General features: G+C 37.8%; 29 protein-coding genes and 2 pseudogenes. 20 read left to right on the forward strand and 11 right to left on the reverse strand.

Going from position 1 to position 24,228, the window contains the following annotated elements:
• Positions 1 to 140: pseudogene (locus tag BLV53_RS17765) on the reverse strand (ISNCY family transposase); the annotation flags it as partial.
• Positions 141 to 309: 169 nt separating this feature from the next.
• On the opposite strand from BLV53_RS17765, the gene BLV53_RS15245 reads away from it, so the two are divergent.
• The 3 genes and pseudogenes from BLV53_RS15245 to BLV53_RS15255 all read left to right on the forward strand — a co-directional run.
• Positions 310 to 480 carry a chorismate--pyruvate lyase gene (locus tag BLV53_RS15245; protein WP_090302439.1) on the forward strand — a complete coding sequence of 57 codons (171 nt, stop codon included), beginning with the start codon at positions 310 to 312 and terminating at the stop codon, positions 478 to 480.
• A gap of 13 nt (positions 481 to 493) precedes the next feature.
• Positions 494 to 952 carry an HD domain-containing protein gene (locus tag BLV53_RS15250; RefSeq protein ID WP_090302441.1) on the forward strand — a complete coding sequence of 153 codons (459 nt, stop codon included), beginning with the start codon at positions 494 to 496 and terminating at the stop codon, positions 950 to 952.
• A gap of 41 nt (positions 953 to 993) precedes the next feature.
• Positions 994 to 1,092: pseudogene (locus BLV53_RS15255) on the forward strand (EamA family transporter); the annotation flags it as partial.
• A 156-nt stretch (positions 1,093 to 1,248) separates the two neighbouring features.
• Here BLV53_RS15255 and BLV53_RS15260 read toward each other — a convergent pair.
• Entirely contained in the window at positions 1,249 to 2,814 is a 1,566-nt protein-coding gene (locus BLV53_RS15260) for a DUF438 domain-containing protein (RefSeq protein WP_090302443.1), read from the reverse strand.
• A gap of 92 nt (positions 2,815 to 2,906) precedes the next feature.
• A complete protein-coding gene (locus BLV53_RS15265; RefSeq protein ID WP_090302445.1) occupies positions 2,907 to 3,536 on the reverse strand; it encodes a precorrin-2 dehydrogenase/sirohydrochlorin ferrochelatase family protein in 630 nt (209 codons plus the stop codon).
• Between the two features lie 138 nt (positions 3,537 to 3,674).
• Here BLV53_RS15265 and BLV53_RS15270 point away from each other — a divergent pair, with 138 nt between their 5' ends.
• The 8 genes from BLV53_RS15270 to BLV53_RS15305 all read left to right on the forward strand — a co-directional run bounded on the left by BLV53_RS15270 (position 3,675) and on the right by BLV53_RS15305 (position 11,043).
• A complete protein-coding gene (locus tag BLV53_RS15270; protein ID WP_028243327.1) occupies positions 3,675 to 4,247 on the forward strand; it encodes a biotin transporter BioY in 573 nt (190 codons plus the stop codon).
• A gap of 4 nt (positions 4,248 to 4,251) precedes the next feature.
• Positions 4,252 to 5,160: a hydroxymethylbilane synthase gene (hemC, locus tag BLV53_RS15275; RefSeq protein WP_090302447.1), complete on the forward strand. Its 909-nt coding sequence runs from the start codon at positions 4,252 to 4,254 to the stop codon at positions 5,158 to 5,160.
• A complete protein-coding gene (gene cobA / locus BLV53_RS15280; protein WP_090302449.1) occupies positions 5,160 to 6,671 on the forward strand; it encodes a uroporphyrinogen-III C-methyltransferase in 1,512 nt (503 codons plus the stop codon). The genes hemC and cobA overlap by 1 nt, the downstream gene beginning before the upstream one ends.
• Positions 6,668 to 7,345 (forward strand): Crp/Fnr family transcriptional regulator, encoded by a 678-nt coding sequence (locus BLV53_RS15285; RefSeq protein WP_090302451.1) that lies wholly within the window; start codon positions 6,668 to 6,670, stop codon positions 7,343 to 7,345. Before cobA ends, BLV53_RS15285 begins: the two co-directional genes overlap by 4 nt.
• Positions 7,346 to 7,475: 130 nt before the next feature.
• Positions 7,476 to 8,468, forward strand: coding sequence for an anaerobic sulfite reductase subunit AsrA (gene asrA, locus BLV53_RS15290; protein ID WP_090302453.1), 993 nt, complete (start codon positions 7,476 to 7,478; stop codon positions 8,466 to 8,468).
• A 1-nt stretch (position 8,469) separates the two neighbouring features.
• On the forward strand, positions 8,470 to 9,261 hold the full coding sequence (asrB, locus tag BLV53_RS15295; protein ID WP_090302455.1) for an anaerobic sulfite reductase subunit AsrB: 792 nt from the start codon (positions 8,470 to 8,472) through the stop codon (positions 9,259 to 9,261).
• Between the two features lie 18 nt (positions 9,262 to 9,279).
• Positions 9,280 to 10,266, forward strand: coding sequence for a sulfite reductase subunit C (gene asrC / locus BLV53_RS15300; RefSeq protein WP_028243331.1), 987 nt, complete (start codon positions 9,280 to 9,282; stop codon positions 10,264 to 10,266).
• Between the two features lie 18 nt (positions 10,267 to 10,284).
• A complete protein-coding gene (locus BLV53_RS15305) occupies positions 10,285 to 11,043 on the forward strand; it encodes a formate/nitrite transporter family protein (RefSeq protein WP_090302457.1) in 759 nt (252 codons plus the stop codon).
• A gap of 23 nt (positions 11,044 to 11,066) precedes the next feature.
• Here BLV53_RS15305 and BLV53_RS15310 read toward each other — a convergent pair whose 3' ends face one another.
• Positions 11,067 to 11,756 carry a Crp/Fnr family transcriptional regulator gene (locus tag BLV53_RS15310; RefSeq protein ID WP_090302459.1) on the reverse strand — a complete coding sequence of 230 codons (690 nt, stop codon included), beginning with the start codon at positions 11,754 to 11,756 and terminating at the stop codon, positions 11,067 to 11,069.
• A gap of 133 nt (positions 11,757 to 11,889) precedes the next feature.
• Between BLV53_RS15310 and hcp the strand changes: the two genes are divergently transcribed.
• Both hcp and BLV53_RS15320 read left to right on the forward strand, forming a co-directional pair.
• Entirely contained in the window at positions 11,890 to 13,530 is a 1,641-nt protein-coding gene (hcp, locus tag BLV53_RS15315; RefSeq protein ID WP_090302461.1) for a hydroxylamine reductase, read from the forward strand.
• Positions 13,531 to 13,541: 11 nt separating this feature from the next.
• Entirely contained in the window at positions 13,542 to 14,132 is a 591-nt protein-coding gene (locus BLV53_RS15320) for a hypothetical protein (RefSeq protein WP_090302465.1), read from the forward strand.
• A 209-nt stretch (positions 14,133 to 14,341) separates the two neighbouring features.
• On the opposite strand, the gene BLV53_RS15325 is transcribed toward BLV53_RS15320, so the two are convergent.
• Positions 14,342 to 15,121 (reverse strand): DeoR/GlpR family DNA-binding transcription regulator, encoded by a 780-nt coding sequence (locus tag BLV53_RS15325; RefSeq protein WP_170830900.1) that lies wholly within the window; start codon positions 15,119 to 15,121, stop codon positions 14,342 to 14,344.
• 150 nt (positions 15,122 to 15,271) lie between these two features.
• On the opposite strand from BLV53_RS15325, the gene BLV53_RS15330 reads away from it, so the two are divergent.
• The 7 genes from BLV53_RS15330 (at position 15,272) to BLV53_RS15360 (ending at position 20,590) form a co-directional block, all read left to right on the forward strand.
• Entirely contained in the window at positions 15,272 to 16,063 is a 792-nt protein-coding gene (locus BLV53_RS15330) for an HAD-IIB family hydrolase (RefSeq protein WP_090302470.1), read from the forward strand.
• 494 nt (positions 16,064 to 16,557) lie between these two features.
• On the forward strand, positions 16,558 to 16,992 hold the full coding sequence (locus BLV53_RS15335) for an Rrf2 family transcriptional regulator (protein ID WP_029070341.1): 435 nt from the start codon (positions 16,558 to 16,560) through the stop codon (positions 16,990 to 16,992).
• 90 nt (positions 16,993 to 17,082) lie between these two features.
• Positions 17,083 to 17,436: a cupin domain-containing protein gene (locus BLV53_RS15340; protein WP_024344138.1), complete on the forward strand. Its 354-nt coding sequence runs from the start codon at positions 17,083 to 17,085 to the stop codon at positions 17,434 to 17,436.
• A 65-nt stretch (positions 17,437 to 17,501) separates the two neighbouring features.
• On the forward strand, positions 17,502 to 18,191 hold the full coding sequence (locus BLV53_RS15345; RefSeq protein WP_090302472.1) for a radical SAM mobile pair protein A: 690 nt from the start codon (positions 17,502 to 17,504) through the stop codon (positions 18,189 to 18,191).
• Complete coding sequence (locus BLV53_RS15350) at positions 18,179 to 19,093, forward strand: radical SAM mobile pair protein B (RefSeq protein WP_027424696.1); 915 nt, start codon at positions 18,179 to 18,181, stop codon at positions 19,091 to 19,093. Before BLV53_RS15345 ends, BLV53_RS15350 begins: the two co-directional genes overlap by 13 nt.
• Before the next feature lie 239 nt (positions 19,094 to 19,332).
• Positions 19,333 to 19,539 carry a hypothetical protein gene (locus tag BLV53_RS17250; protein ID WP_207646244.1) on the forward strand — a complete coding sequence of 69 codons (207 nt, stop codon included), beginning with the start codon at positions 19,333 to 19,335 and terminating at the stop codon, positions 19,537 to 19,539.
• A gap of 622 nt (positions 19,540 to 20,161) precedes the next feature.
• Complete coding sequence (locus tag BLV53_RS15360; RefSeq protein WP_090302490.1) at positions 20,162 to 20,590, forward strand: hypothetical protein; 429 nt, start codon at positions 20,162 to 20,164, stop codon at positions 20,588 to 20,590.
• Between the two features lie 465 nt (positions 20,591 to 21,055).
• Here the strand turns inward: BLV53_RS15360 and BLV53_RS15365 are convergent, their stop codons facing one another.
• The 6 genes from BLV53_RS15365 to BLV53_RS15390 all read right to left on the reverse strand — a co-directional run bounded on the left by BLV53_RS15365 (position 21,056) and on the right by BLV53_RS15390 (position 24,227).
• Positions 21,056 to 21,481: a hypothetical protein gene (locus BLV53_RS15365; protein WP_072919581.1), complete on the reverse strand. Its 426-nt coding sequence runs from the start codon at positions 21,479 to 21,481 to the stop codon at positions 21,056 to 21,058.
• A gap of 258 nt (positions 21,482 to 21,739) precedes the next feature.
• Positions 21,740 to 22,438, reverse strand: a complete 699-nt coding sequence (locus BLV53_RS15370; protein ID WP_090302474.1) for an ImmA/IrrE family metallo-endopeptidase — start codon at positions 22,436 to 22,438, stop codon at positions 21,740 to 21,742.
• A 5-nt stretch (positions 22,439 to 22,443) separates the two neighbouring features.
• Positions 22,444 to 22,815: a helix-turn-helix domain-containing protein gene (locus BLV53_RS15375; protein ID WP_090302492.1), complete on the reverse strand. Its 372-nt coding sequence runs from the start codon at positions 22,813 to 22,815 to the stop codon at positions 22,444 to 22,446.
• 116 nt (positions 22,816 to 22,931) lie between these two features.
• On the reverse strand, positions 22,932 to 23,177 hold the full coding sequence (locus tag BLV53_RS15380; RefSeq protein WP_090302476.1) for a hypothetical protein: 246 nt from the start codon (positions 23,175 to 23,177) through the stop codon (positions 22,932 to 22,934).
• The gene (locus BLV53_RS15385; protein WP_090302478.1) at positions 23,174 to 23,527 is read right to left on the reverse strand and encodes a hypothetical protein; all 354 of its coding nucleotides are present in this window, start codon (positions 23,525 to 23,527) and stop codon (positions 23,174 to 23,176) included. Before BLV53_RS15385 ends, BLV53_RS15380 begins: the two co-directional genes overlap by 4 nt.
• The gene (locus BLV53_RS15390) at positions 23,514 to 24,227 is read right to left on the reverse strand and encodes a DUF4417 domain-containing protein (RefSeq protein ID WP_090302480.1); all 714 of its coding nucleotides are present in this window, start codon (positions 24,225 to 24,227) and stop codon (positions 23,514 to 23,516) included. Before BLV53_RS15390 ends, BLV53_RS15385 begins: the two co-directional genes overlap by 14 nt.
• Between the last annotated feature and the right edge of the window lies 1 nt (position 24,228).

Below are 24,228 nucleotides of genomic sequence, written 5' to 3' on the forward strand. Positions count from 1 at the left end.
TTTCTAAATGAAATCGGAATAATTTCATCAATGTCGATATAGGTCTCTAATAGAGAAAGAAAAGCAGGTTTGTCATTTTCAAATTTATCTTGGCAATCTTGAAAAATATCAGCCAAAGAAAGCTGTTTATATGGTATCATAGATGTCAGAATAACTCCTTTCTTGGGTGTGTATGATAGTTTCTTTGAACAACTCTATTATACCATATCCAGTGAGGGGTTATTCTTTTTTAGTTAAGTGAAAATGCCGTATTTATGCGGCTTCTGGCGTTTCGCAAACGCCTAAATATTCAAGATAATGGGAGGTTATATGGAAACCTGGTTTTACGTAGTGGAGAGTATTGATGGTGATTATGCCAATTTAAAGAGAACTGATATTGACTCAGATGAGCTCAAATTAGTAGCTCGTGCCTTGCTACCTGCAGATATAGAAGAGGGTAGTAAGTTGAAATATGAACTGATGCAATATTTTCTAATCTAGGGGAGGATAGCAAATGAGCAGATTAAAAACACTTCGTGAATACGTAGATAAAGAACTAAATCTTTTGGAAGAAGAGAAGCGCACCAGTGCTACAGCACATCTTTACGGTGTATCTCTTGCAGCCACAATTTTAGCAAAGAAGCGTGGGCTAAATGAAGAACTTGCAGCAATGGCAGCAATGCTTCACGATATGCATGCATATAAGAGTGGCTCATATGATGATCATGCACATTTAGGCGCTGATTTGGCTAGAAAGATTCTTGATGAATTAGCTATAACTTCTGTAGAAGAAACAGATACTATTTGCTCTGCAATATATCATCATGATGACAAACTAGTAATTGATTCGCCTATGGATGAACTTCTTAAAGATGCTGATGTAATCGACCATTGCTTTAAAGATTCATCTAAGCCTATCAAGGAAAAAGAGCAAAAGAGATACGAAAACCTTTGTAAAGAATTGGATTTGTAGAAACGATATTGGGGAGGTCTAACATGTGGTTTGTATTTGCTATAAGCAAAAAGAACTGGATTTTCCTAATATTATCGGTCTTGGCTACTGGTTCATCATGGCTATGCTACTACAAGGCTTTACAGCTTGGTGATGCATCTATGTTCCGGAAGAATATGGCTTCGGCTACATAAAGACCCTTGCAGAAAACTTCTATGGAGTAGAGGATGTAGAGCTTATTAAAGCTGTGGGATTAGATATTTATGAAGCTGACGCAAGTGCTATTATTAACGAAGCACTTGCGCAAATTGAGAAAATTAGCTAAAGTGCTTTTCTGCAAAGCCCATAGGTTGGACACATTCAAGGGTTCCAACATAATTATGGTCCTTGTCGCGGACGGCCATGTATCGTATTAGTACGGCCTGGTCGTCGCGGCTGCTCCAAATCTCGATGCAATCTCTGGTGCCGGCTTTGAAATCAGCAATGATAGAGCGAACCATTGGATCAAATTTAGGAGGATGACAGGTATAAACTTCTCTATCAAGAGCTGTGAGGGGACGCTTGAAAAGTTTCATATCATCACCGTCATTAAAATATTTATTAACATCATTTTCATCAACAAATGTAAGCTCAATAGGAATAGTGTTAAGCATCGCATCCAATTGGTATGGAGTAAGCTGACCTGATGGGAGGTTAATCATATCCCCAGTCTGAGGTAAGTCTCTAACATTTTTCTTTGGAGTAGCTTTCCCCCACAGAGGGCGTTTTCCAATAAGGCAAGGCTTATAGTCGTTGAAATCTCTAGCAATATCAGACCATTCTTCTTCAGAAAAATTCTTAGCGCAAAGTGGGAAGAGTATGTTTTCTTCCTTATAAATCATTTCTTCAGCTCTTGTCACAACTGCATCAAGTCGATTATTCCAATCAGTATCCTCTAAAAGTGAAGGGAAATCTTTTGCACTATTAGAGAGAACTTTCATTTCATCACGAATTTCATCATCTACTGACCACATTACATCTGAAGGTCCTACAAAATGATACTTAAGCTTAAGAAGAGGATAGAGCAAGTCACCCTTTTCTGCATAATGAATAGCTAATTCTCTGGCTTTATCCAATGTTTCGATGAGATTTTCGCGACTTTCCATAGCACTTCTTAATTCTTTAAGAGCATCTGAAATAGCCTCATTTTCAAGTGAAAATACATTTAAAGGGTGGTTTTCAATCTTTTTGAGGACATTATACTGTTCATCAGCACCATCTTGTCTCTTTAATGGAGCTGCCTTTACCTTTGACCCGATACCCATACCATAGCTTTCGTTTTTTAAAGTTTCAGCTACAGCTTTTTCAGCATTAGCAATTTTTTCAGCCTTAGTGGCACCATGGAAAAGAGCAGAATGGACATCACAAAGCTTTTGAACCTCTGTCACAGGAGTTCCGCTGCTTATGAGAGCCTGTTCAGCTTTTGCAATTTCTCCAGCTTCAACCTCAGAAAAATTCTTTACGAAATCTTTCTTAACAGATTCTAAATCTTCACCATTGCTAAGTCTTTCAATGTATGATTTGAGTAAAGCTGTTCTATCATCAAGGGTGTCTCCCGTATCAGCTTGTCTATCCGCTAGTTTCTTATCAAGGGATTTCTGGTCGAAATCTGGCATTTTTCCTTCTAAAACAAAACCATTATTTTTAAGGGCCAGCACAACATCAATCATATCAATGCCTTTAACAATGGCACCCTTTGGGATGGTCATTACACGTCCAATAGTATTTAGCTTTGTCTTATTTGTAATATCTTTAAAACCTAGATTATCCATAATCTGTACAAGCTCTGGATATTCTGTACATAGCTCATATACACTTTTTTTTAAATCAATTCTCTTCTCCATGTTTTCCTTCCTTTACGATAAACATATCTTTCTCGAGTGGTTCTAATCCATATAATAATTGAATAAGACTTATGGAGAAGTTGCATTTGCAACTATTTAGCACCATCATGGTCAATTTCCATTTGAAATTCCTTATCTGTGGGAAATTCATCAGCTGTTAGTGCAAAATCTATCAGGTGCTTGATTACTTGTTTCCTACCAGCTTCTATAGGAAATTTTTCTATTAGTTGTGGGCGAAGCTTTCCAAGTTGCTCGTTTATTTCTCCAAGTTTTGGTGTTAAAAGCTTCTTCTCGTGATCTCTTAGCATCTGTGTAATGACTGGGCTATTTCCTGAACTTGAGAAAGCTCCAACGAGATTTTGTTCCTTTAAATAGGATGGGAAAATAAAGCTGCAGAGTTGGCTACAATCCACAACATTTACAGGTATTTTCTCTGTCTTGCACAGGGAGGATATCTGTGAATTTAGAGTATTATCTGAAGTAGCTGCTACTACAAGCGTCTTATCTTTTAAATCAGTTGGTGAAAACTCTCTTTCCTCTAAAAATATACGGTCCACGCTCTTTGCAAGGGCTCTGATTTCATCATTTATGTCTTCGGCCACTACATATACGTATGCCTCAAAATCTAATAATACTTTAATTTTTCTATATGCAACATTGCCACCACCTACAACTAAGCATTTACTGTCCGTTAGATTTACAAACATTGGAAAATACGCCATATTTTCCCCTCCTCACGAGATTTATGAAATCATTTTAGCTAATTTTGATTTGTTGCTCAATGACAATTGAGGTTGCGGGTGAAAGAATTATGTGTTATTTTAAGTGTGATTTAAGTCACGCCACAGGAGGATTGTAATATGAAATTGAATACCAGAGAGCTGACAATTACAGGATTATTTGCAGCTCTTATTATAATTGGAGCGTTTCTAAAGATTGACATACCATTACCACTTTATACCATGCATTTCACATTACAGTGGTTTTTCGTTATGATGGCGGGCTTTTTGCTTGGATCGAGACTTGGAGGGCTCAGTGTAGTAGTGTATTTACTATTAGGTCTCTGCGGACTTCCTGTATTTGCATCAGGTGGAGGAATTGGATATATATTGCGACCAACATTTGGTTTCTTGTTGGGATTTGTATTTGCAGCCTATGTGATTGGCTATATGACGGAGAGAATGAATAATTCAAAACGCTGGCAATACATTATCCCTGCAACTGTTGGATTATTTGTCTATTATGGAGTTGGCGCAATATATTTTTATTTTATGAAGAATTTGTATGTAGGTGAAACAGTATCGTTCACTGTAGTGGTTGTTCAATACTGCTTAATCACCATAATTCCAGATTTTATTCTTTGTGTTCTTGCGGCTGGATTTGCTGTACAACTGCGACCTGTTTTTGGTCGAATCGGTTTGGCAAGGGGGTAATCAAATGCTGATTAAAATTGGTACCAGGGGATCAAAGCTTGCCTTAGTGCAGACTAATTATGTTTGCGATACATTGAAAAAAGCATTCCCTGAGCATCAATATGAAATTGTTGTTATTAAGACAACAGGCGATATGGATTTAACTAAGCCTTTGGATCAAATTGGTTCTAAAGGTTTATTTGTAGATGAAATTGAAAAGGCTCTTTTGAACAATGAAATACAGCTTGCGGTACATTCGATGAAGGATATGCCCGCTAAACCATCTGAGGGATTGGTATTTGCAAAGTCTTGGTTAAGAGAAGATCCTAGAGATGTTCTTATACTAAAATGTTGTCATAAATTATCAGATTTACCAATAGGCTCAAATATTGCTACTGGCAGCAAGAGACGTTCCTATCAATTGTTAAAACTTAGGCCAGACTTACACATCTTTCCTATTAGGGGAAATATTGATACTAGAATCAGAAAGCTTCATGAGGGACTTGAAGATGGAACTCAATTGGATGGAATAGTTTTGGCAGCTGCCGGTCTTCATAGGTTAAATATAAACACCGATACTTGCTATTATTTTACTCCAGATGAAATGATTCCAGCTCCTGCCCAAGGGACATTGGGTATCGAACTTAATGCAAATAACCATGAATTGTTAGAAATGGTAAATGCTTTGAGCGACGAAGATGCAGAGAAAGTTACATTTTTGGAGAGAGGCTTTCTTGATAGGATTGGCGGTGACTGCCATCTTCCTATAGGTGCCTACGCATACAAGGAAAATGGGAACTTCGTGTTAAAAACGGTTTTTGGAAATGCGACAGGTGAAAAGCTTGCTTTTTCCGAAGTTTCGGGTGCAAAAGCCGAAATAGATTTGATAGAGAAAGCTGTCATCGATATTAGAAGACAGTTGGAGGATTTATAATGAATTCTTTAGGAAAGGTTGTTCTTGTTGGCGCAGGTCCTGGAGACATGGGACTTATGACAATCAGGGGGCAGGAATATCTTGAGAAAGCTGATTGCATCATATATGACAGATTACTAAACCCGAGGTTGCTTTCAATTGCACCAGCAAACTGTGAAAAGATATTTGTTGGTAAGGCAAACCATTTACATACTGTCCCACAGGACAAAATCAACGAGCTTTTGTATGAAAAAGCCTGCAAGTACAAATTGGTTGTTCGTCTTAAGGGTGGAGATCCTTATGTCTTTGGACGAGGTGGTGAGGAAGCCCTTTACTTGATTGATAAAGGCGTTCAAGTGGACGTCGTTCCTGGCGTAAGTTCTTCCATAGCTGCTCTTGCCGCCGCAGGTATTCCTGTTACTCATAGAGGCGTTTCAAAAGGTTTTCAGGTTATCACCGCCCATAGTAAGAAAGATGCGCTAGCCGATATTGATTACTTGAAGCTTACTGATGAGACAGTGACTTATATATTTTTGATGGGACTTTCTCATGTAGGTGAAATTGCAAGGGGATTAATCGCTGCCGGCAGAGACGCCGAAACCAAAGTAGCTGTTATATCTAATGGAACTACTAATCACCAAAAGAAGGTAGTAGCAACACTAAATGACATAGATGAAGCAGTTGCTGTTGCACGCATCGATTCCCCTGCGATTATTGTGGTAGGAGAAGTTGCTAAATTAGAAAAAGAACTTAATTTTTTTGAGCAACGACCTTTATTTGGCAAAAAAATATTCTTGCCTGTTATTAGGGGGTTCGACTACACCCTTGGTAATCCGAGAAAGAGTTTTTTCGAAAACGAACTAGAATCAAAATTAATTGAATTTGGAGCTGAGGTTATCACCGCTTGTTCTGGCGCTATTAAGCCAATAGAATGCGATTTGAAATTTCTGACTGAACTCAAGGAGAATGCTTTTATAGTATTTACTAGCGCCAATGGAGTTAAGGCATTCTTCTGGAATCTATTTGAAGAAAACAATCTTGATTCGAGAGCGATATCAAACGTGAAATTCGCCTGCATTGGACAAAAGACCGCATCGACACTTAAGGAATTTGGATTTAATTCAGATATTATTTCTGAAAAGCAAACTGGTGAGGATTTGGCATTGGCTTTAAATGGTAGACTTGATTCTTCCTCAGAGACTTATTGGTTCTGCCAGAAGAATACTTCTGAACTATTTGAGAAGAACATAGACAGCAAAATAAAGCTGAATAAGATTGTATGCTATGAAAATAAGCAGCTTGAGTACGATAACTCTGAAGATATGAAAGAAAAAATCTCAACTTGTGAAATGGCTATATTTACAAGCGGTAGTAATGCAACTTTTGCTATTGAACAATTTGGAAATAATGTGCCAAAGAAAATCATTTCAATTGGTCCAGCTTGCAGCAAGACAATTATTAATTTGGGATATGAAGTTTATAAAGAGGCAGAGATTTCATCCTACGATGGAATAATGGAGCTTTTACTATGAATTCAGAGAAAAGAGTAGAGAGAGGATTATTAAATCTTCTTAGTGAGAAGAGCAGAAAAGAACTTCTTGATGTGGGTAAGGTTATAACTTTGAGAAAAGGCGAAATCTTATTTGCAGAGAGGGAAGAAGTCAAGTGCATGTATATTATCCTTGATGGATTTGTGGCGCTATACCGCAACAGTAGATATGGTGAAATCAAGATAATTTTCATTTGTACCAATGGTGAGGTTTTAAATGAAGTTGTTCTGCAAGACAAGAAGACCAGCATCTGTACGAAGGCCCTTGCAGATACCCAATTACTATGTGTGCATCGAAGCGAGCTCTATAAACTTATGGCAAATAATACAGAGTTGTCTCGAGAAATTTTTGATTCCTTGGCTAGAAAAACAAGAAGACTTTATCACCAGGTTGGAAATGCCAACGGAACATACCCTATTGAGAAACGTTTGGCGGCTAAAATATGGAAGCTTGCTCGTGACTATGGCAATTCCACTCCAGAAGGTGTGCAGATTAGCTTTGAGTTAACGGTAACATTTCTTGCAAATATGCTTGGTGCTAAGCGAGAGACGGTCTCTAGGATTATTTCATCATGGAAAAAAGATGAGATTGTTATTCATGAGAACGGCTTTCTTACTGTAATTGATATGAAAAGTTTAAAAGAAATTTCACAATAAGTGTGATATATATCACAGACAATGTAACAGCCCTACTTGATAATAAATATCAAGAAGGGCTTTTTTACATCATGGATTGTCAAAAAATTAACGTACTTTCAATCAGCAATTATTGTAAAAGGAGAAAAATATGGGATACAAGTTTTCCAAAGAAGAAATGGCATCCATTTTTTCAAAACTGGCAGTGGATTACGATGTATTTGCACCTGTAGTTAAAAAAGGGGATGGTACCTTTTCTGACGTAGATGTGGTGCGATACGACAAGGTTTCAAGTTTAGATGAAATCGAGTTTAAGAAAAAATCCGATTATTCATTTAAAGAGGCGCTTTTGCCAATCAATGAGACTATTTTTTATTTTACTGAGGACGAAACAACAGTTCCAAAGGGACCTGCAAAGGAGCGATTGGTATTCTTACGTGCATGTGATTTAAATGCAGTAAAAAGACTGGATCAGATTTATTTAAAGAATGGTTTTGAAGATTTTTATTACAAGAGAACCCGAGAGATGACTAAGTTTGTTCTTATGGGTTGCAAGGAGTCTTGCACTTCAGGATTCTGTGTAAGCATGGGAACAAATACTACTGACGAATACGATCTGTATCTTAAGCTTGATGGTGATAATGCCTATGTAGAAGCCAAGGATGAGAAACTAGCAGAGGCATTTAAGTCAGGCAACGAAGAAGCAGTTTCTCCAGATTTTGTTTCTGAGAATCCAACAAAGGTTACACTTCCTAAGAACATCACACCAGAGACCATGAAGTCTGAGTTGTTCAAGGAATACGGCAACCGTTGCATTAACTGTGGTCGGTGCAACTTCGTGTGCCCAACCTGCACATGCTTTACAATGCAAGATATTTTCTATAAGGATAATGAGAAAAACGGAGAGCGTAGAAGAGTTTGGGCTAGCTGCCAGGTAGATGGATATACAGAAATCGCCGGTGGACATGGCTTTAGAAGTGATAATGCAGATAGAATGCGATTCAAGGTCATGCACAAGATTCACGATTTTGAGAAACGATTTGGATATCATATGTGCGTAGGCTGTGGACGTTGTGACGACGTATGCCCAGAGTACATTTCATATTCTAATTTAGTTAATCGTCTTGGAAAGGAGTGTGAATAAAATGAAGAATGAATATATACCACAGCTTTCCGAGATAAAAGAAGTAATTAAGCATACAGATTTAGAGTATACCTTCAGAATGGCGTTTGACGGCGAGGTCAAGCCAGGACAGTTCTTTGAGATTTCTATTCCAAAATACGGAGAGGCACCTATTTCTGTTTCCGGAATTGGAGATGGTCTTGTAGACTTTACAATCCGCCGTGTAGGAAAGGTTACCGACGAAGTATTTGAGAATTATGTTGGAGATAAGCTTTTCATCCGTGGACCATATGGTAATGGTTTTGACATCAATAATTATAAGGGCAAGGAAATAGTAATCATTGGTGGTGGAACTGGTGTATCGCCTATGCGAGGAGTTATCCAGCATTTTGCAAAGAATCCTACTGATGCTGTAAGCACTACTGTTATTGCTGGTTTCAAATCTCCTGATGATGTTCTTTTCAAGAAAGATTTTGAGGAATGGTCAAAGACTATCAATGTTATCAAGACCGTTGATAATGCTCCAGAAGAATATGATGGACCAACTGGTATGGTTACAAAATATATTCCTGATCTTAAATTTCAAGATATTAAAAATGCAGTGTTTATCTGTGTTGGACCACCAATCATGATTAAGTTTACTATCATGGAAATCCAAAAACTCGGTGTTGCTGATGAACAGATTTGGACAAGTTATGAGCGTAAAATGTGCTGCGGACTAGGTAAGTGTGGACATTGCAAGATGGATGATAAATATGTTTGCCTTGATGGTCCAGTATTTAACTATACTGAGGCCAAGGAACTTTTTGATTAAGAGAAAGGAGTATAAGGTATGTCATTAGATATTAATACAAAAAAAGCTAAGAAAAATGCTTGGCGAATAACCAAAGAACGTGGCATCGGTGCTTCTAGAATCAGAGTTCCAGGCGGATACTGTGATGCAGAAGTCCTTGGCATGGTTCAGGAAATCGCCCAGACATATGGAAATGGTTATGTTCATTTGACTACACGTCAGGGATTCGAAATTGAAGGAATCCATCTTGAGGATATGGAGGAAGTTAACAAAAAGCTTCAGCCTATTATCGAGAAGGTGGGAATCAACCAGAACGGTGAGGATAAAGATAAGGGCTATAGTGCTTCAGGTACAAGAAATGTATCAGCATGCATAGGCAATAATGTATGTCCTTTTGCAAACTACAATACATCAAATTTAGCTAGAAGAATTGATAAGGAAATCTTCCCTAATGATTTGCACTTCAAGGTAGCTTGTACAGGATGTTCTAACGATTGTGCAAAGGTTAGAATGCACGACTTTGGTATTATCGGTCAGACAATGCCACAGTATGATCCAATGCGCTGTGTTAGTTGTAATGCTTGCGTAAAGGGCTGCCAGTCACTTTCTGTTGGTGCTCTTCGTATGGAAAATTATAAAATTGTCCGCGATACAGAAAAGTGTATCGGCTGTGGTGTCTGCGTTACAAAGTGTCCTACAAGAGCTTGGACTCGTTCAGAAAAGAAGTACTATAAGCTTACAATCATGGGACGTACAGGTAAAAAGAATCCTCGCTTAGGCAAGGACTGGCTCATCTGGGCTGATGAAGACAACATCGTAAAAATCATCAAGAATACATACGCATTTGTTGAAGAATATATTTCTCCAAATGCACCAGCTAGAAAAGAGCATATTGGCTACATTATCGATAGAGTGGGCTTTGAAAAGTTCAAAGAATATGCACTAAAGGATGTGGAACTTATGCCAGAAACAATAATGAATAACACTGTTTACTGGGATGGAATTCACTTTGATAACCAACACTAATTAAAGAGGAGAAAAAATATGTTTAAAGATGAATTTGAGGCCGCTGCCAATGGTGCGGCTGGTAAGGTGACGTTTTTAAAGAAGAATCCAGTTGGATACTTTTTACTCTCCATGCTTGCAGGTGCTTACATTGGGTTTGGAATTCTTTTGATTTTTACAATTGGAGGACAGCTTGCTGGAGCTCCTGTAACTAAGATGGCAATGGGTGTTTCCTTTGGCATAGCACTTTCTTTGGTAGTTATCGCAGGAGCCGAGTTATTTACTGGAAATAACCTTGTTATGACTGCAGGAATGCTAAAGAAGAAGATTACAGTTGCAGATGGAATCAAGCTTTGGATTGTATGCTATCTTGGCAACTGGGTTGGTTCTATTCTTTTAGCTGTTATTTATAATTTTACTGGTCTTGCAAATGGACCAGTAGGAGAGTTTATGGCAAATGGTGCACTTGGTAAAATGTCTGCCACAGCACCTCAACTTGTAGCAAGAGGAATTCTTTGTAATATGCTGGTTTGTCTTGCTACCTGGTGTGGTTTCAGAGCTAAGTCAGATGCAGGAAAGCTGATTATGATTTTCTGGTGTCTATTCGCATTTATTACTACTGGCTTTGAACACAGCATTGCAAATATGACGCTTCTTACAGAAGCATTATTAAATCCTTGTGGAGTTGCTGTAACAATGGGTGGCTATATGCATAATCTGTTATGGGTTACTCTTGGCAATATGATTGGCGGAATTCTGTTTATAGCAGTGCCATATGCAGTGTCAGCAAAGGAATAAATAAAAGAAGAGTCTGTCTTGTATTAAGGCAGACTCGGAACTTTAGATTTATTAAGTTCCTTTACGATAAAAGTATCTTTGTCAAAGTCTATAATTCCATCATCTCTCATTTTTGAGAGCTCTCGTATCATTGCGCTACGATTCACTGATAAGTACTCTGCAAGAGCTACTCTTGAAAGAGGGGAATTAACATATTTTGTGTTCTGTTCCTGGGCTAGTTGAGAAATATAGGCTAAAAGCTTTTCTCGAATGCTTCCTTTTGAGAGAACCTCTATTTTATTAAGGAACTTTTGATTCTTGGTTCCAAGTAGGTGAAAGAGGTTTGTTGCAATCTGAGCATGAAATCCACAGGCATTAGGGCATGAATGAATTATGTTGGATGCAGCAAGGAATAAGACCTTGGTATTCTCAGCAGCTTTAAATATCACCGAGGAAGAAACATCTTTCTGAACCGCAAAGCTTTCTCCAAACAATTCCCCAGGGCCGAAGAATGTAAATAGAGTATTATTTCCCCAAATGTCATTTTTTAACATATGAACACTTCCATATAAAACAATTCCTACGTAGGGGATATTATCTGTTTCCATATAGATGGTCTGACCCTTCTTGAACTCCTTTTTGAAAGAACGGATGCAAACTAACAGTTTGTCTAAATCTGCCTCTTTAATATTTTCAAAAAGAGCAACGTCGTTATAACTAATTTCATTATTCATAGCCTTCACCTGCCTATCCATATACTATCTAAATAATACGATGAGAAGAGTTGCATTTGCAACTATTTTGCCTGCGGTTTAGGGTTATAGTTCTAGCTATGAACAAACAACAGGTTTAAAAGGAGTCAAACAAATGGAAAATAAGATGTTTTGTTATCAGTGTCAGGAGACTGCTGGATGCAGTGGTTGCACAATGTCTGGTGTATGTGGAAAGAAGCCAGAGGTTGCAAATCTTCAGGATTTATTAGTATACGTTACAAAGGGACTTTCTGCTGTAACAACAGCGCTTCGTAAAGAAGGCAAGGAAGTTCCAGAAAGTATAAACCATCTTGTGTCTGTTAATCTGTTTTCTACTATTACAAATGCAAACTTTGATTATGATGCGATTTTCGAAAAAATCAGAGAGACTATTTTCGTTAAGGAACAATTGTTAGGTCAGCTTAGTGAAGGTTCAAAAGCTAACCTCCCAGAGGCAGCTCTTTGGGCAGGGGCAGAAGTTGAATTTGATTCAAAGGCAAAGACAGTAGGTGTTCTTTCTACTGAAAATGAAGATATCCGTTCACTTAGAGAGCTTATCACTTACGGTCTTAAGGGACTTGCTGCTTACTCTAAGCATGCCAACGCACTGCTTAAGGATAATGTAGAAGTTGATGCATTTTTACAGAAGGCACTTGCGGCAACATTAGATGACAGTCTTTCTGTAGATGATTTGGTAGCTCTTACATTAGAAACTGGAAAATTTGGTGTGGATGGAATGGCGCTTCTTGACGAGGCCAACACATCTGCTTATGGAAATCCAGAAATTACTCAAGTAAATATAGGTGTAAGAAATAATCCCGGTATCCTTATTTCTGGTCATGATCTTAAGGACTTGGAAATGCTCTTAGAGCAGACAAAGGGAACTGGCGTTGATGTATATACCCATTCAGAGATGCTTCCAGCTCACTATTATCCATTCTTTAAGAAGTATGATAACTTTGCAGGCAACTATGGAAATGCATGGTGGAAGCAGAAGGAGGAGTTTGCAAGCTTCAATGGCCCAATTCTTATGACTACAAACTGTATCGTTCCCCCAGCAGATTCTTACAAGGATAGATTGTTCACAACAGGAGCATGTGGTTATCCAGGTTGCAAACACATAGATGGAAAATATGGTGAGACCAAAGATTTCTCTGAAATCATTGAGATGGCTAAGAAATGTCAGGCTCCAACAGAAATCGAGACAGGAACAATCACAGGTGGTTTCGCTCACGAGCAAGTATTCGCCCTTGCTGATACAGTAGTAGATGCTGTTAAGTCTGGTGCAATTAAGAAGTTTGTTGTTATGGCAGGCTGTGATGGACGTGCAAAGAGCAGAAGCTATTATTCAGAGTTTGCTCAGGCTCTCCCAAAGGATACAGTAATTCTTACAGCAGGCTGTGCCAAGTATAAGTACAACAAGCTGGATTTAGGGGATATCGGAGGAATTCCAAGAGTGTTAGACGCTGGTCAGTGTAATGACTCTTATTCACTAGCACTTATCGCGCTTAAGCTTAAGGAAGTATTTGAGCTTGATGATGTGAACGACCTTCCAATCGTTTACAACATCTCATGGTATGAGCAGAAGGCTGTAATTGTGCTTCTTGCACTTCTTTACCTTGGAGTTAAGAATATTCACCTTGGACCAACACTTCCAGCATTCCTCTCACCTAATGTTGCTAATGTATTAGTTGAAAACTTTGGTATTGCTGGAATTACAACAGTAGAAGATGATATCAAGACTTTAATTGGATAGGAGGGGAGAAGATGAGTGCATTTTTAGGACCAATTCATTCGCTGATGTACAATAGAATTATTACTATGCAACAGGTTATCAATGCCATTGCTGAATTAACTGAGGCAGAGGGCTGGAATGTTGACGTGAATGACTTTGTTATAAAGGAATTTCCACCTATAGAAGAGGCGGTAGATTTGAGTAACATTCATGCGTCCTTATTTGGGATGGTAGATGGAGCAGAAAAGAGATTTGCTGATATCATTTCGGCAATTTCAAAAAATAATTCTGAACGACTTGAGAAAATTGAATCCGTTGTTAGATCAACTGGAGAGTCAATGATAATTGAGGGTGTTAACAGCCCAGAAGAAGTTTGTAGCCAATTGCAGGAGATTTTATTAGATGGAATGCCTTGTGACAGAGCAACTATGGTAAATTATAATTCAGATGGAAGTATCGAAATTCTTAGAACTATGGATCTTCATTCAAGTTATTTTGAGGAAGTCGGTCTCGATGGGGAGTTGTATTACCTTTTACTCAAAGCATTTGTCACAGGATTATTATCGCAAAAGGCAGTAAATATCTCAGGTGATTTTATTCATAATATTTTAATTAGCAAATAGAAAGCTGGCGCTGCAATTGCTACTGGTTTGAGTGCATCAATTGGAGGTCTTATACCACTTGCGTATTTCATAAAGCCTAATGACAGATTGCTTAGATTTTCACTTACACCTATTAAATTTGCAGCAATAATCTCCGTACTAAGAAGTATGGTGTTTGAGTTACTAGCAGTTTTAATCCTACCACTAATTCTGGGAATAAATGGAGCACCTTAAAAATGTATTATGTTTAGATTTACATTTTCTTTTAAAATATTATATTGATCCTCATCGGAGATATCAGAGTCTGTGATAATAGTATTAAAGTCTTTGATATCTCCAAACTTTTTCATGGTATGTTGCCCGAATTTTGAGTGGTCAACAAGAAGAATGTTTCGCTCGGAATTTCTCATAACAACCTGTTTTATTGAACTATCCATTTCTGTGCTGGTCACTCCATAGACGGTATCTATAAAGCCTGTTCCTAGAAATGCAGAATTAAAATGAAAATTTGAAAGATATGCCATAGTATCCATATCCATAGAACCACCATTTGAATCCTGATATTTACCAGGAGCTATGTATAATGTGATATATGGATTGTGAGAACATTCCTGCATTACAGCCAATGAGCTTGTCACAACGGTGTGATGCAAAGATGGAAGATATCTAGTCATAAGTAACACTGTGGTGCTTGGATCTAGATATATTACATCATTTTCTTTAATAAGTTCTGCCGCGCGACGAGCAATTGCAGTTTTAGCCTCGTAGAAGCTCTCTTTCCTCATGTCAAAACTATGTATAGGTGAGTTAGGATGCCTGATAGTAGCGCCACCATAATGTGTAACAAGTATTCCCTGTTCCTCCATTATGTGTAAATCTCTTCTGATTGTCATATCAGACACGCCAAGTTTTTGTGATAAATCCTTTACATATACAGTAGACTGTTCTTTTAATAATTCGTAGATAGATTCACGGCGGCTCATTCCATTATGTTCATTTATCTTATTCATAGAAACTTCCTTCATAAAATATATGTTTAATCAAACAAAATTATACCATATAAAACGATATAAAAAACATCTTCAAACATTAAATCATGTTAATACATGTGCTATTATCTTTTTGCACTTGGAAATATAAACTAATGTCAGGAGATAGCAATGTATAAGAAAAAGTATTTGTTTTTTGATATTGATGGTACGCTGGCAGCAGGAGGATACGAAAATTTCTATATTCCCGACTCAACTGTCGTGGCGTTGCAAAAGCTTAAGAAGGCTGGTCATTTTCTTTGTATTGCAACAGGCAGAGCTCAGGCTCTTGCAGTTGATATAATGAATGATTTAGGTTTCGAAAATATGGTAAGTGATGGAGGTTATGGTATTACCATTAACAAAACTCTATTAGGAATCCAGTCACTTCCAAAAGAAAACGTGGTTACTTTAATTAGAGAATGTCAGGAGAAAGGATACCCATGGGGAATTCAACCTGAAAATTCAGCTGTAAGATATGTTCCCGATGAGCGATTTAATGAAATCGCAAAGGATACATATATGGAACAACAAATCGTCAAGGGATTGAATCCTGAAGATTATGAACATATATATAAAGCATATGTAGCCTGCAGCGCAGAAGAGGAGAAAAATCTCAAAGCACTGGATAATCTTCCTTGTTGCAGATTTCATGAAAGATATTTGTTTATTGAGCCAAGCTACAAGTCTGTAGGCATAAAAAAGGTTATGGATTATTTTAATGCTGATTATAGTGATGCTGTTGTTTTTGGTGATTCTGGCAATGATATTTCAATGTTTACAGATGATTGGACAAAGGTTGCCATGGGAAATGCTATTCCTGAATTGAAGAAGCTTGCAGACTACGTGACTTCAGACGTTGATAAAGATGGAATCTACAATGCCTGCGAGAAGCTAGGATTATTTAATACTGTTGCTTGTTAATACCTTTCAGCGTAATCTCGATAGAGAGCGTTATGAAAGGTATTAATATATACCAAAAAATTAATTGTCGATTGACACATAATATATAAAATACAAAATTACGCACAGTTTGATAGAGGATAATGAGAACAGCCAATTCTTCGAGAAACTAAGTGATTATTCCGGCCCTCCCAGAGCCACCTGTCCGGACTTTGAGAGCCACCATTCCGGAGAATGAGAGCCACTGATTCCGGAGTTTTGGAGCCACCTTGCGGCCACTGAATCATATATTCCTTTATACTGTACGTGCATGCCTTCAGCGTGACTACAGATAAAGGAGGGTCAAATCTATGACCAAGTATCGTGAGATCCTTCGGCTAAAAAACCAGGGATCATACAGCACTCTGGCATCTCAGGATGATATGGATCGATTCTAGAAGGGATAATCGTACCTTATTGTGACTATTGGAATTACAACGAAAATGATTTAAGATAGAGTCGATGGAGGTGTCAGAATGCAGATTTCAAGCAGATTTACAATAGCGGTTCATGTGCTTATAGCAATTGAAACATTTAAGAATGACCATAAAATCACCAGTGAATTTCTTGCATCCAGCGCAAATGTAAATCCGACGGTAATCAGAAGACTTTTGCAGCAGCTGAAGAAGGCGGAGATTGTAACAGTGAAGCGGGGAAGCGGCGGTGCCGATATAGAGAAATCCTTGACGGAGATAACGCTTCTGGATGTTTACAATGCCGTGGAGCCTGTCGAAAATGGACAGTTGTTTCATTTCCATGAGAATCCGAATGAGTTATGCCCTGTGGGACGGAACATTCACAGGATCATGGATCACAGGCTTGAAGAAATACAGAATGCCATGGAAGATAAAATGCGGCGAATAACCATAGCTGATGTAATGGCGGATGCGAACAAGCTGATAGAATTTTAAAAAGTTTTGTTGTAACACTTGACATCACAACAGGGCAGTGGTACACTTCCGTTGTATCAATCAATATCACAACAAGTGGAGGTATCAGAAATGTCTAACTATAGTAAGGTAAGTGTTGCAAACGATCCGAGAACTGAACTTCATAATCAGCTGGGACTTACAGGGGCTGAGATCAGCATCAACCATCTTCCGGCAGGTGCGAGTGTTCCTTTTGTTCATTATCATAAGACCAATGAAGAGATTTACATCATTCTTTCCGGCAAGGGAAAAGCGGTAGTTGACGGTGAGGATATAGAGCTTTCTGCCGGTGATATCGTGCGTATTGCGCCGGATGGGAAAAGACAGTTCTTCGCGGCAGATGATTCTGAGATCAGCTATGCCTGTATCCAGGTGAAGGCAGGTTCTCTTGAAGCGTATACCGCCGACGATGCAGTAATCGAGTAAGTATGAGTTTTAAAGTTGTGGGCATTTCTGCAAGCAGATGTCCATAACTTTTTATGTGGAGAGCTATGAGTGTTTGTATAAAAGATAATATCCAGAATATGAACCTTGTCATCGGCTGCACGGTAGGCTGCGATTATTGCTATGCGCGGAATAATGTGAAGCGGTGGCATATGATACCGGATTTTAGTAAGCCTGAATTTTTTGAAGGCAAGCTTAAAATGATGGACAAGGCAAGACCGCAGAATTTCCTTCTGACCGGTATGAGTGATCTTTCGGGATGGAAAGAAGAATGGCGAGAAGAGGTGTTTGAAAAGATCCGGAAAAATCCGCAGCATCAGTTTTTATTTTTGTCAAAAAGGCCTGATCTCCTGGATTTTGAAACGGATCTTGAGAACGCCTGGTTTGGGGTGACGGTTACCAGAAGATCAGAACTCTGGCGCATTGAAGCATTGAGGAATCATGTAAGGGCAAAGCATTATCATGTGACCTTTGAGCCGCTTTTTGATGATCCTGGAGAGGTCGATCTTTCTAGTATTGATTGGATCGTTGTAGGAACCATGACAGGCGCTCAGAGGAGAAAAATCCGTACTGAGCCGGAATGGGCATGGTCGCTTACGGATCAGGCGCATCAAAGGAATATACCTGTTTTTATGAAGGAAGATCTTGAATCGATCATAGGCGATGGAAATATGGTGCAGGAATTTCCTGAAGCATTTGAGAAGGTATTGGAGGTACAGCGGGCATGGAAGAAGTGAGAACGGAAGATATCCTGATAAGGGATGTGGAAACCAAAAATATCATGACAAAGTCAAACTTGCCGGTGGGAGGGTATTCTGTGAATCCGTATGTCGGATGCACGCACGCCTGCAAGTATTGTTACGCTTCTTTCATGAAAAGGTTTACAGGACATACGGAAGAGTGGGGAACATTTCTTGATATCAAGCACTGGCCTGAAATCAAGCACCCTGAGAAATATGCCGGACAGCGCGTTGTGATCGGCTCCGTGACAGACGGGTATAATCCGCAGGAAAAAGAGTTTGGAAACACAAGGAAACTGCTTGAACAGCTGCGGGGGAGCGGAGCAGATATTCTGATCTGCACAAAATCCGACCTTGTGGTGAGAGATATTGACCTGCTAAAAGAGCTCGGACAGGTAACAGTATCGTGGTCGATCAATACGCTGGACGAGAAGTTCAAGGACGATATGGATGCAGCGGTTTCCATTGAACGAAGGATTGCTGCGATGAAGCAGATATATGACGCCGGTATCAGGACAGTATGCTTTGTATCCCCAGTATTTCCGGGCATTACGGATTTTGAGGCTATCTTTGAACGTGTAAAAGACCAATGTGATCTGTTTTGGCTGGAGAATCTTAATCTGAGAGGCGGATTTAAGAATACCGTTATGGACTATATCGCTGAAGAGTATCCTGATTTAGTGCCGCTCTATGATGAGATTTATAACAAGCATAACAGAAGCTATTTCGAGGCTCTGGAAAACAAAGCCGAGAAACTTGCCGAGAAGTATGATTGCCCGTTTGTGGATAATGAAATGCCTTATGGAAGGGTTCCGCAGGGGCATCCGGTAATCGTGGATTATTTTTATCATGAAGAAATCCGCGGATCCGATAATACAGGAAAAAGAAAGCGCAAATAGCGCGTATAAACAAAGTGAAATGTTTTTAAGAAGAATCGGGAGACCGGTTCTTTTCTTTTCTCACCCCAGAAGACGATGTTGAACTTACAGACTATCTTTGGCCAATCGTTCGAGAGATAATAAAGACTGCTATTGAGAATGAGCAGAACCTTATTGTTGAAGGCTGCAATATACCTTTTGATTGGAGGAATAGTTTTGGTGAGCAGTATCTTCAGTCGATAAGATTCATCTGCCTTGCTATGTCAGATGAATATATAGATTCGCATTTTGAAGAAATAAAATCACATGCCTCTGATATCGAAAAAAGGCTTGATGATTCTTATTGTACAGCTGAACAAATGAAACAAGATAATCATCAGGTCATAGATGGATACAGATCTAATGGAGAACAGATTACCATAATCACAGAAAACTATGATGATTCGATAAGGGAAGTTTTTGATTAACAAATTCAAATTGAACAAAATCGCTGCGCGATGGCCTGCCAGGGCTGTGGCGCAGTTTTATCTTTAATGACAATTAAAAAGCAGTGGAAGTACTTTTCGTAATTCGGTATTGTTAAGTTACCACACAAAACAACTGAATACGGAAAGCCCCACTGCCTATGAAAACGTTACGTTATTGATAAATAGTGAATATTAGATGCACTGAATCACAGAACAGCTTTTTATATTTTATGTGTCAAAACGACAGCTTTTTATATTTTATGTGTCATTTTTGGGCGGCTTTTTATATTTTATCTGTCAATCCGACATCATTTTATACGTTATGTGTCACAAAATCGCATAAAATGACCGATAAAAGTGATCCCTTTGTACCTTTTTATACGTTATGTATCACACATTTTATATGTTATGTGTCAAATGACATTCTTCATTTAAAGAATGGGGCATTATATTAAGCCTTCTATCTATGCGTATAATTTAAGTTATATGTTTAGCTCGAACTTCCTACTAATAGATACCTAGACGTATGACATTTATCATTAAAAAAATGACATTAATCAATGGTATATTATGCTTTGATTGAATAAAATTATTATATCTTAACAAAGGAGATGTAATGATTATGGAACGTTTTGGGGTATCAATGATTTGCTTTTGGATTTGCTATGTTTTAGTTACTTGGGTTGGAATTGCACACACTATTTTTAATATAAAGGTGTTGCATATGAAGTCCATGAAAGAGAGCCCAGGAATGGGCGAAGGATACGAAAGAACCAAACCTTGGCATCCACTCTACAATATTATCTTGTTCTCACTATTTGGATTTATTTATGTTAATAGCCTTTCAGTGCCTACAATTTCAGCAGCACTAATTACAGGTGCTATCTGGGCTGGCATCTGTATAATTTTTGATTTAGTCGGATGGGTGCTAATTAAACACCCATGGAGACTTACATTTAGAGAATTCTATATTGATTATCAGCCATGGATCACACTAATTTATCTTGCAATATTTATGGGGCCTGTTGTTGGTTATTTTTTTGTAAGGTAATATCCCTATAATATTTGTATAAGCACAACATCCCTCCAGATCTTTGTCTGGAGGGATTTTTAACTGTACTAACTGGACTATAATTTGAGGTATAGTTAATCTTTTTTCTTTTTCCGATAGATAAGGCACAATTATTGAACTATTCACTCAATTGTTCTATAATACACTTCATAAAAAGAAATAAGAACCGCCAAATTTGTTGTAAATACAGCGTTTATCCGACATTCAGATAAACTCTATAATTGCTCCTATTTTGTATAATTTCGTGAATTTCCGAATTATTCACACAGATAAATTAATATTTAACCGCAAGATATAGTGGTACTCTATTGCCATCACACTATATATAGTGCATTCAGCATTCACAATGTCGGCATTCACAATGTCTTGCCTATAGTTGTTGTGCTTAAGCACTATCCACATTCACTTTAGATTCTCTTTTGGTTGCGTTAACTATGTCAAATCTTATAAAAGTTTCCCTCGCATAAAGAACCAGGTCATAAATGCCATAGAAATAAGAAAAAAACCGGCAGGTTCAAGAATACTTCCTTGGACACATCGTCTAGGATTCTCTCCATTAATTCTAATCATAAAACGCTCACTTTCATGATTAAAATATCTTCTTTTCTCAAGAAAATACAATCTTCTTTGAGAGCTAGACGTATAATTTATTCCTTCATATTCATAAGTAAAAACAGGATAATACATATAATGTTTATAACGATCATTTGGACTATCCACTTTATCTATATATCTTAGAACCGCTTCTACTTTTACATTACATTCACGTAATGTAGCTAAACCTTTTGCAAATTCTACTGCTAAATCAAAGCAAAATGCAGCTAGACACATGGCTGCCAGCAACATAAAAACTATATTATCGTCAATCATAACTAAATCTTTCCTTTTCCTGCAATAAAAAAGCCAGCTCCATCGATTTTTCTTTGAAAAATCGATAAAACCAGCGAAAATACGCACATTTTTGCCATTTACGTATTTCTTGTATTTTAGTGATGTAGGCGACTCCACGCCTGCATCTGCAAGGCTATTCTAAAAATTTGTGTATTATCTGATAAGATGGTTGAAATTTCTTATAACTCAAACTCAACATGAGTTGTCACATCAACAAATGGAACAACCTTATCTTTGCTATTTTAGTAAATTTTCTTCTTTTTCATTTATTAAACCTAAGTTCTGAAGTCTATACGACATTGCTTGTTTAGATACGTTAAAATCACTAGACATATTCTTAATCAATTTCCACATGTAATCACGATTATGTCTAGCAAATTTGGCCTGACTGTACCTTTCTTCATATTCTGCTCTAACCAAATCAGCTGGCATTAAAAAAGATGCTGCACAAACATTTGCTTGCCATTCAATCGTCTTCCATACCCCACTTGAAGTCTTAATCTTACCGTCGATAGTTCTACTATAAGTTGGGTGCATAATAGTACTATCCTCAGCAATAAAACATTCCTTATGTAAAACATTATGAAAAATCTCATGCATAACGGTAAAATTTTCTCGTCCCCTATTCTCTTTTTCTGTTAATGTTTCATCAATTAAAATAGTGCCCTTTTCAACATACACCTTGTACGGTAATAAACCTTCATAGTATCTACTTTCTGGCCATACGTATAAATATCCATCGCTAAACGCTGTGACCCCAAGTATTGATTGATCTGGTGTAAGATACTTCCAGTCATAAGGAACTCCTAGGCATTTTTCGATAACAGCATATACATCAATAGGTTTGGTTTTGTACAATCTCTCCTCATCAAACTTTCTTATCAATTCAATAGCCTTATTCTCCAATTCTTCAAGAGAATAATTTGTGCAATGCATCGATTTTACTCCTTTGCCTCTCGTTCAAGCATATCAATTACTTTTTGCCAAGTAGCATCTGTTGCGCCATTATCTCTCGCCATTCTCAGAGCCACCCTAGCCTTTTTTGTTCCCATAATATATTCTGGTAAATCTGGTGAAACAGCGTTCTCTTTTTCTCCTGCAGCAAGATCATACATGTCATTTTTTTCTTTTTCATTAAGTTCTAATATCTCTGCCATCTTCTCCAATTTGTTTTTATCAGGCGGATAACGATGTCCTTTTTCAATATCACTCATATATGCTGGTGCTATTTCTAGTTCTGCTGCTAGACCACGCAAAGTCATATTTTTTGCTTTACGTTTCTTTTCTACATATTTCCCAAATTCCCCTGTCATAAGCCATTCCTTTCCATATTGGTTTATCTGTTCGCTTATATGCTTACATTTTAATATTTTTAACAAAAAAAGACAAGGAGCATATCACTTCTCCCTGTCTTTACTTATATTTTTCATTAATAAATCCAGATTTTATCTTCATCTAGTGATTCTATCATCTCAAGAACCGTAACTCCATCTCTCTCGACAGAAATCAGCTCCTCTGGAGTTTTTACATCTGATGTATATTGATAAAATTCACAAAATGATATGTAATCATCATCCCATGACGGACTATAAGTAATTGAATATTTTTTCCCTTTATATTCAAATTCTATCTCTCGTCCCTCTGATATATATTGAAACAATTGCGCTTTAGTCATTTGTTTATACCCTTATCCCTTCCACGATGGAAACCTCCATCATTATCAAACCAAATATTATGTTCATGTGGCACCTTTGGATGCGTTTTGGGATTTCCATGATCCGAATAATCTATATCCAGATATGCATTTCCATCCCCATCATAATATCTCTCCGAATCTAACTTTCCATCTTTGTAATTTTTTGAAACAGAATTCGGTTCTCCAGTAGTAGGCACAGAATGTACATCTGCAGTAATATTTACTGAATCAACCCGGCCTACAGATTTAGAACCAGCCCCATTGTAATCTTCACCGTTAACAGCTTTGCCATTTCCACCGCCACCATAATCACTGTTATACCCTTTCATGATTCTTACCCTCCTGCTTATTTTTGCGTTCAGCCTTGTCTTTAGCATTTTGTTTCATGGTGTATGAATCATACTGATAAATGGGTATCTCTTTACTGATGGCTGCCTGAAAAATATATTCAGATACAGGTCCATAAACTATTATACCTGATGGTCTTATCTCTTCAACTGCGATCGATACTTGATTTTTAAAAATCTGTCTATTCTCGAGTTTTTTAGTAAATCCGTGTGTTCCTATCGCTATCAAAGTCCCCTTGGGATACGCAGATAATGAACCAATTGTTTCATTATTGCCTAATCTGACATTAGGTATGATTTTTAGTCCTTGTTTTCCATAATAATATGTAATTGCAAGATTGTTATAAATTTGGCTTTTTTGAACAACTAGTGGCATATTATCATATGGACTTGGATCAATTCCAACAATGCATTCATACACACGGAGCTTATCTGTGTATCCCTGTGGATTATTTAGTATTGGAATAAATCCTGAGTCATTGCAGTAAAATGACATGCCGGATTTTTCAGGCTCTGTCACATCATAACGTCTATCCCACTGAAACAATTCTTTAGGTGGTTTCTCGGCAACCATCCATTCTTCAATAATGGGATATCCATCTGGTCTTGTCCTTTTTGCATCTTTAGTCAGCTCTGCAAGAAAAACATCTCTAATGAACGGTTTTTTGGGTTTTCTAATCATG

It is taken from the genome of Pseudobutyrivibrio sp. ACV-2, from assembly GCF_900107545.1.
Lineage (GTDB): Bacteria > Bacillota > Clostridia > Lachnospirales > Lachnospiraceae > Pseudobutyrivibrio.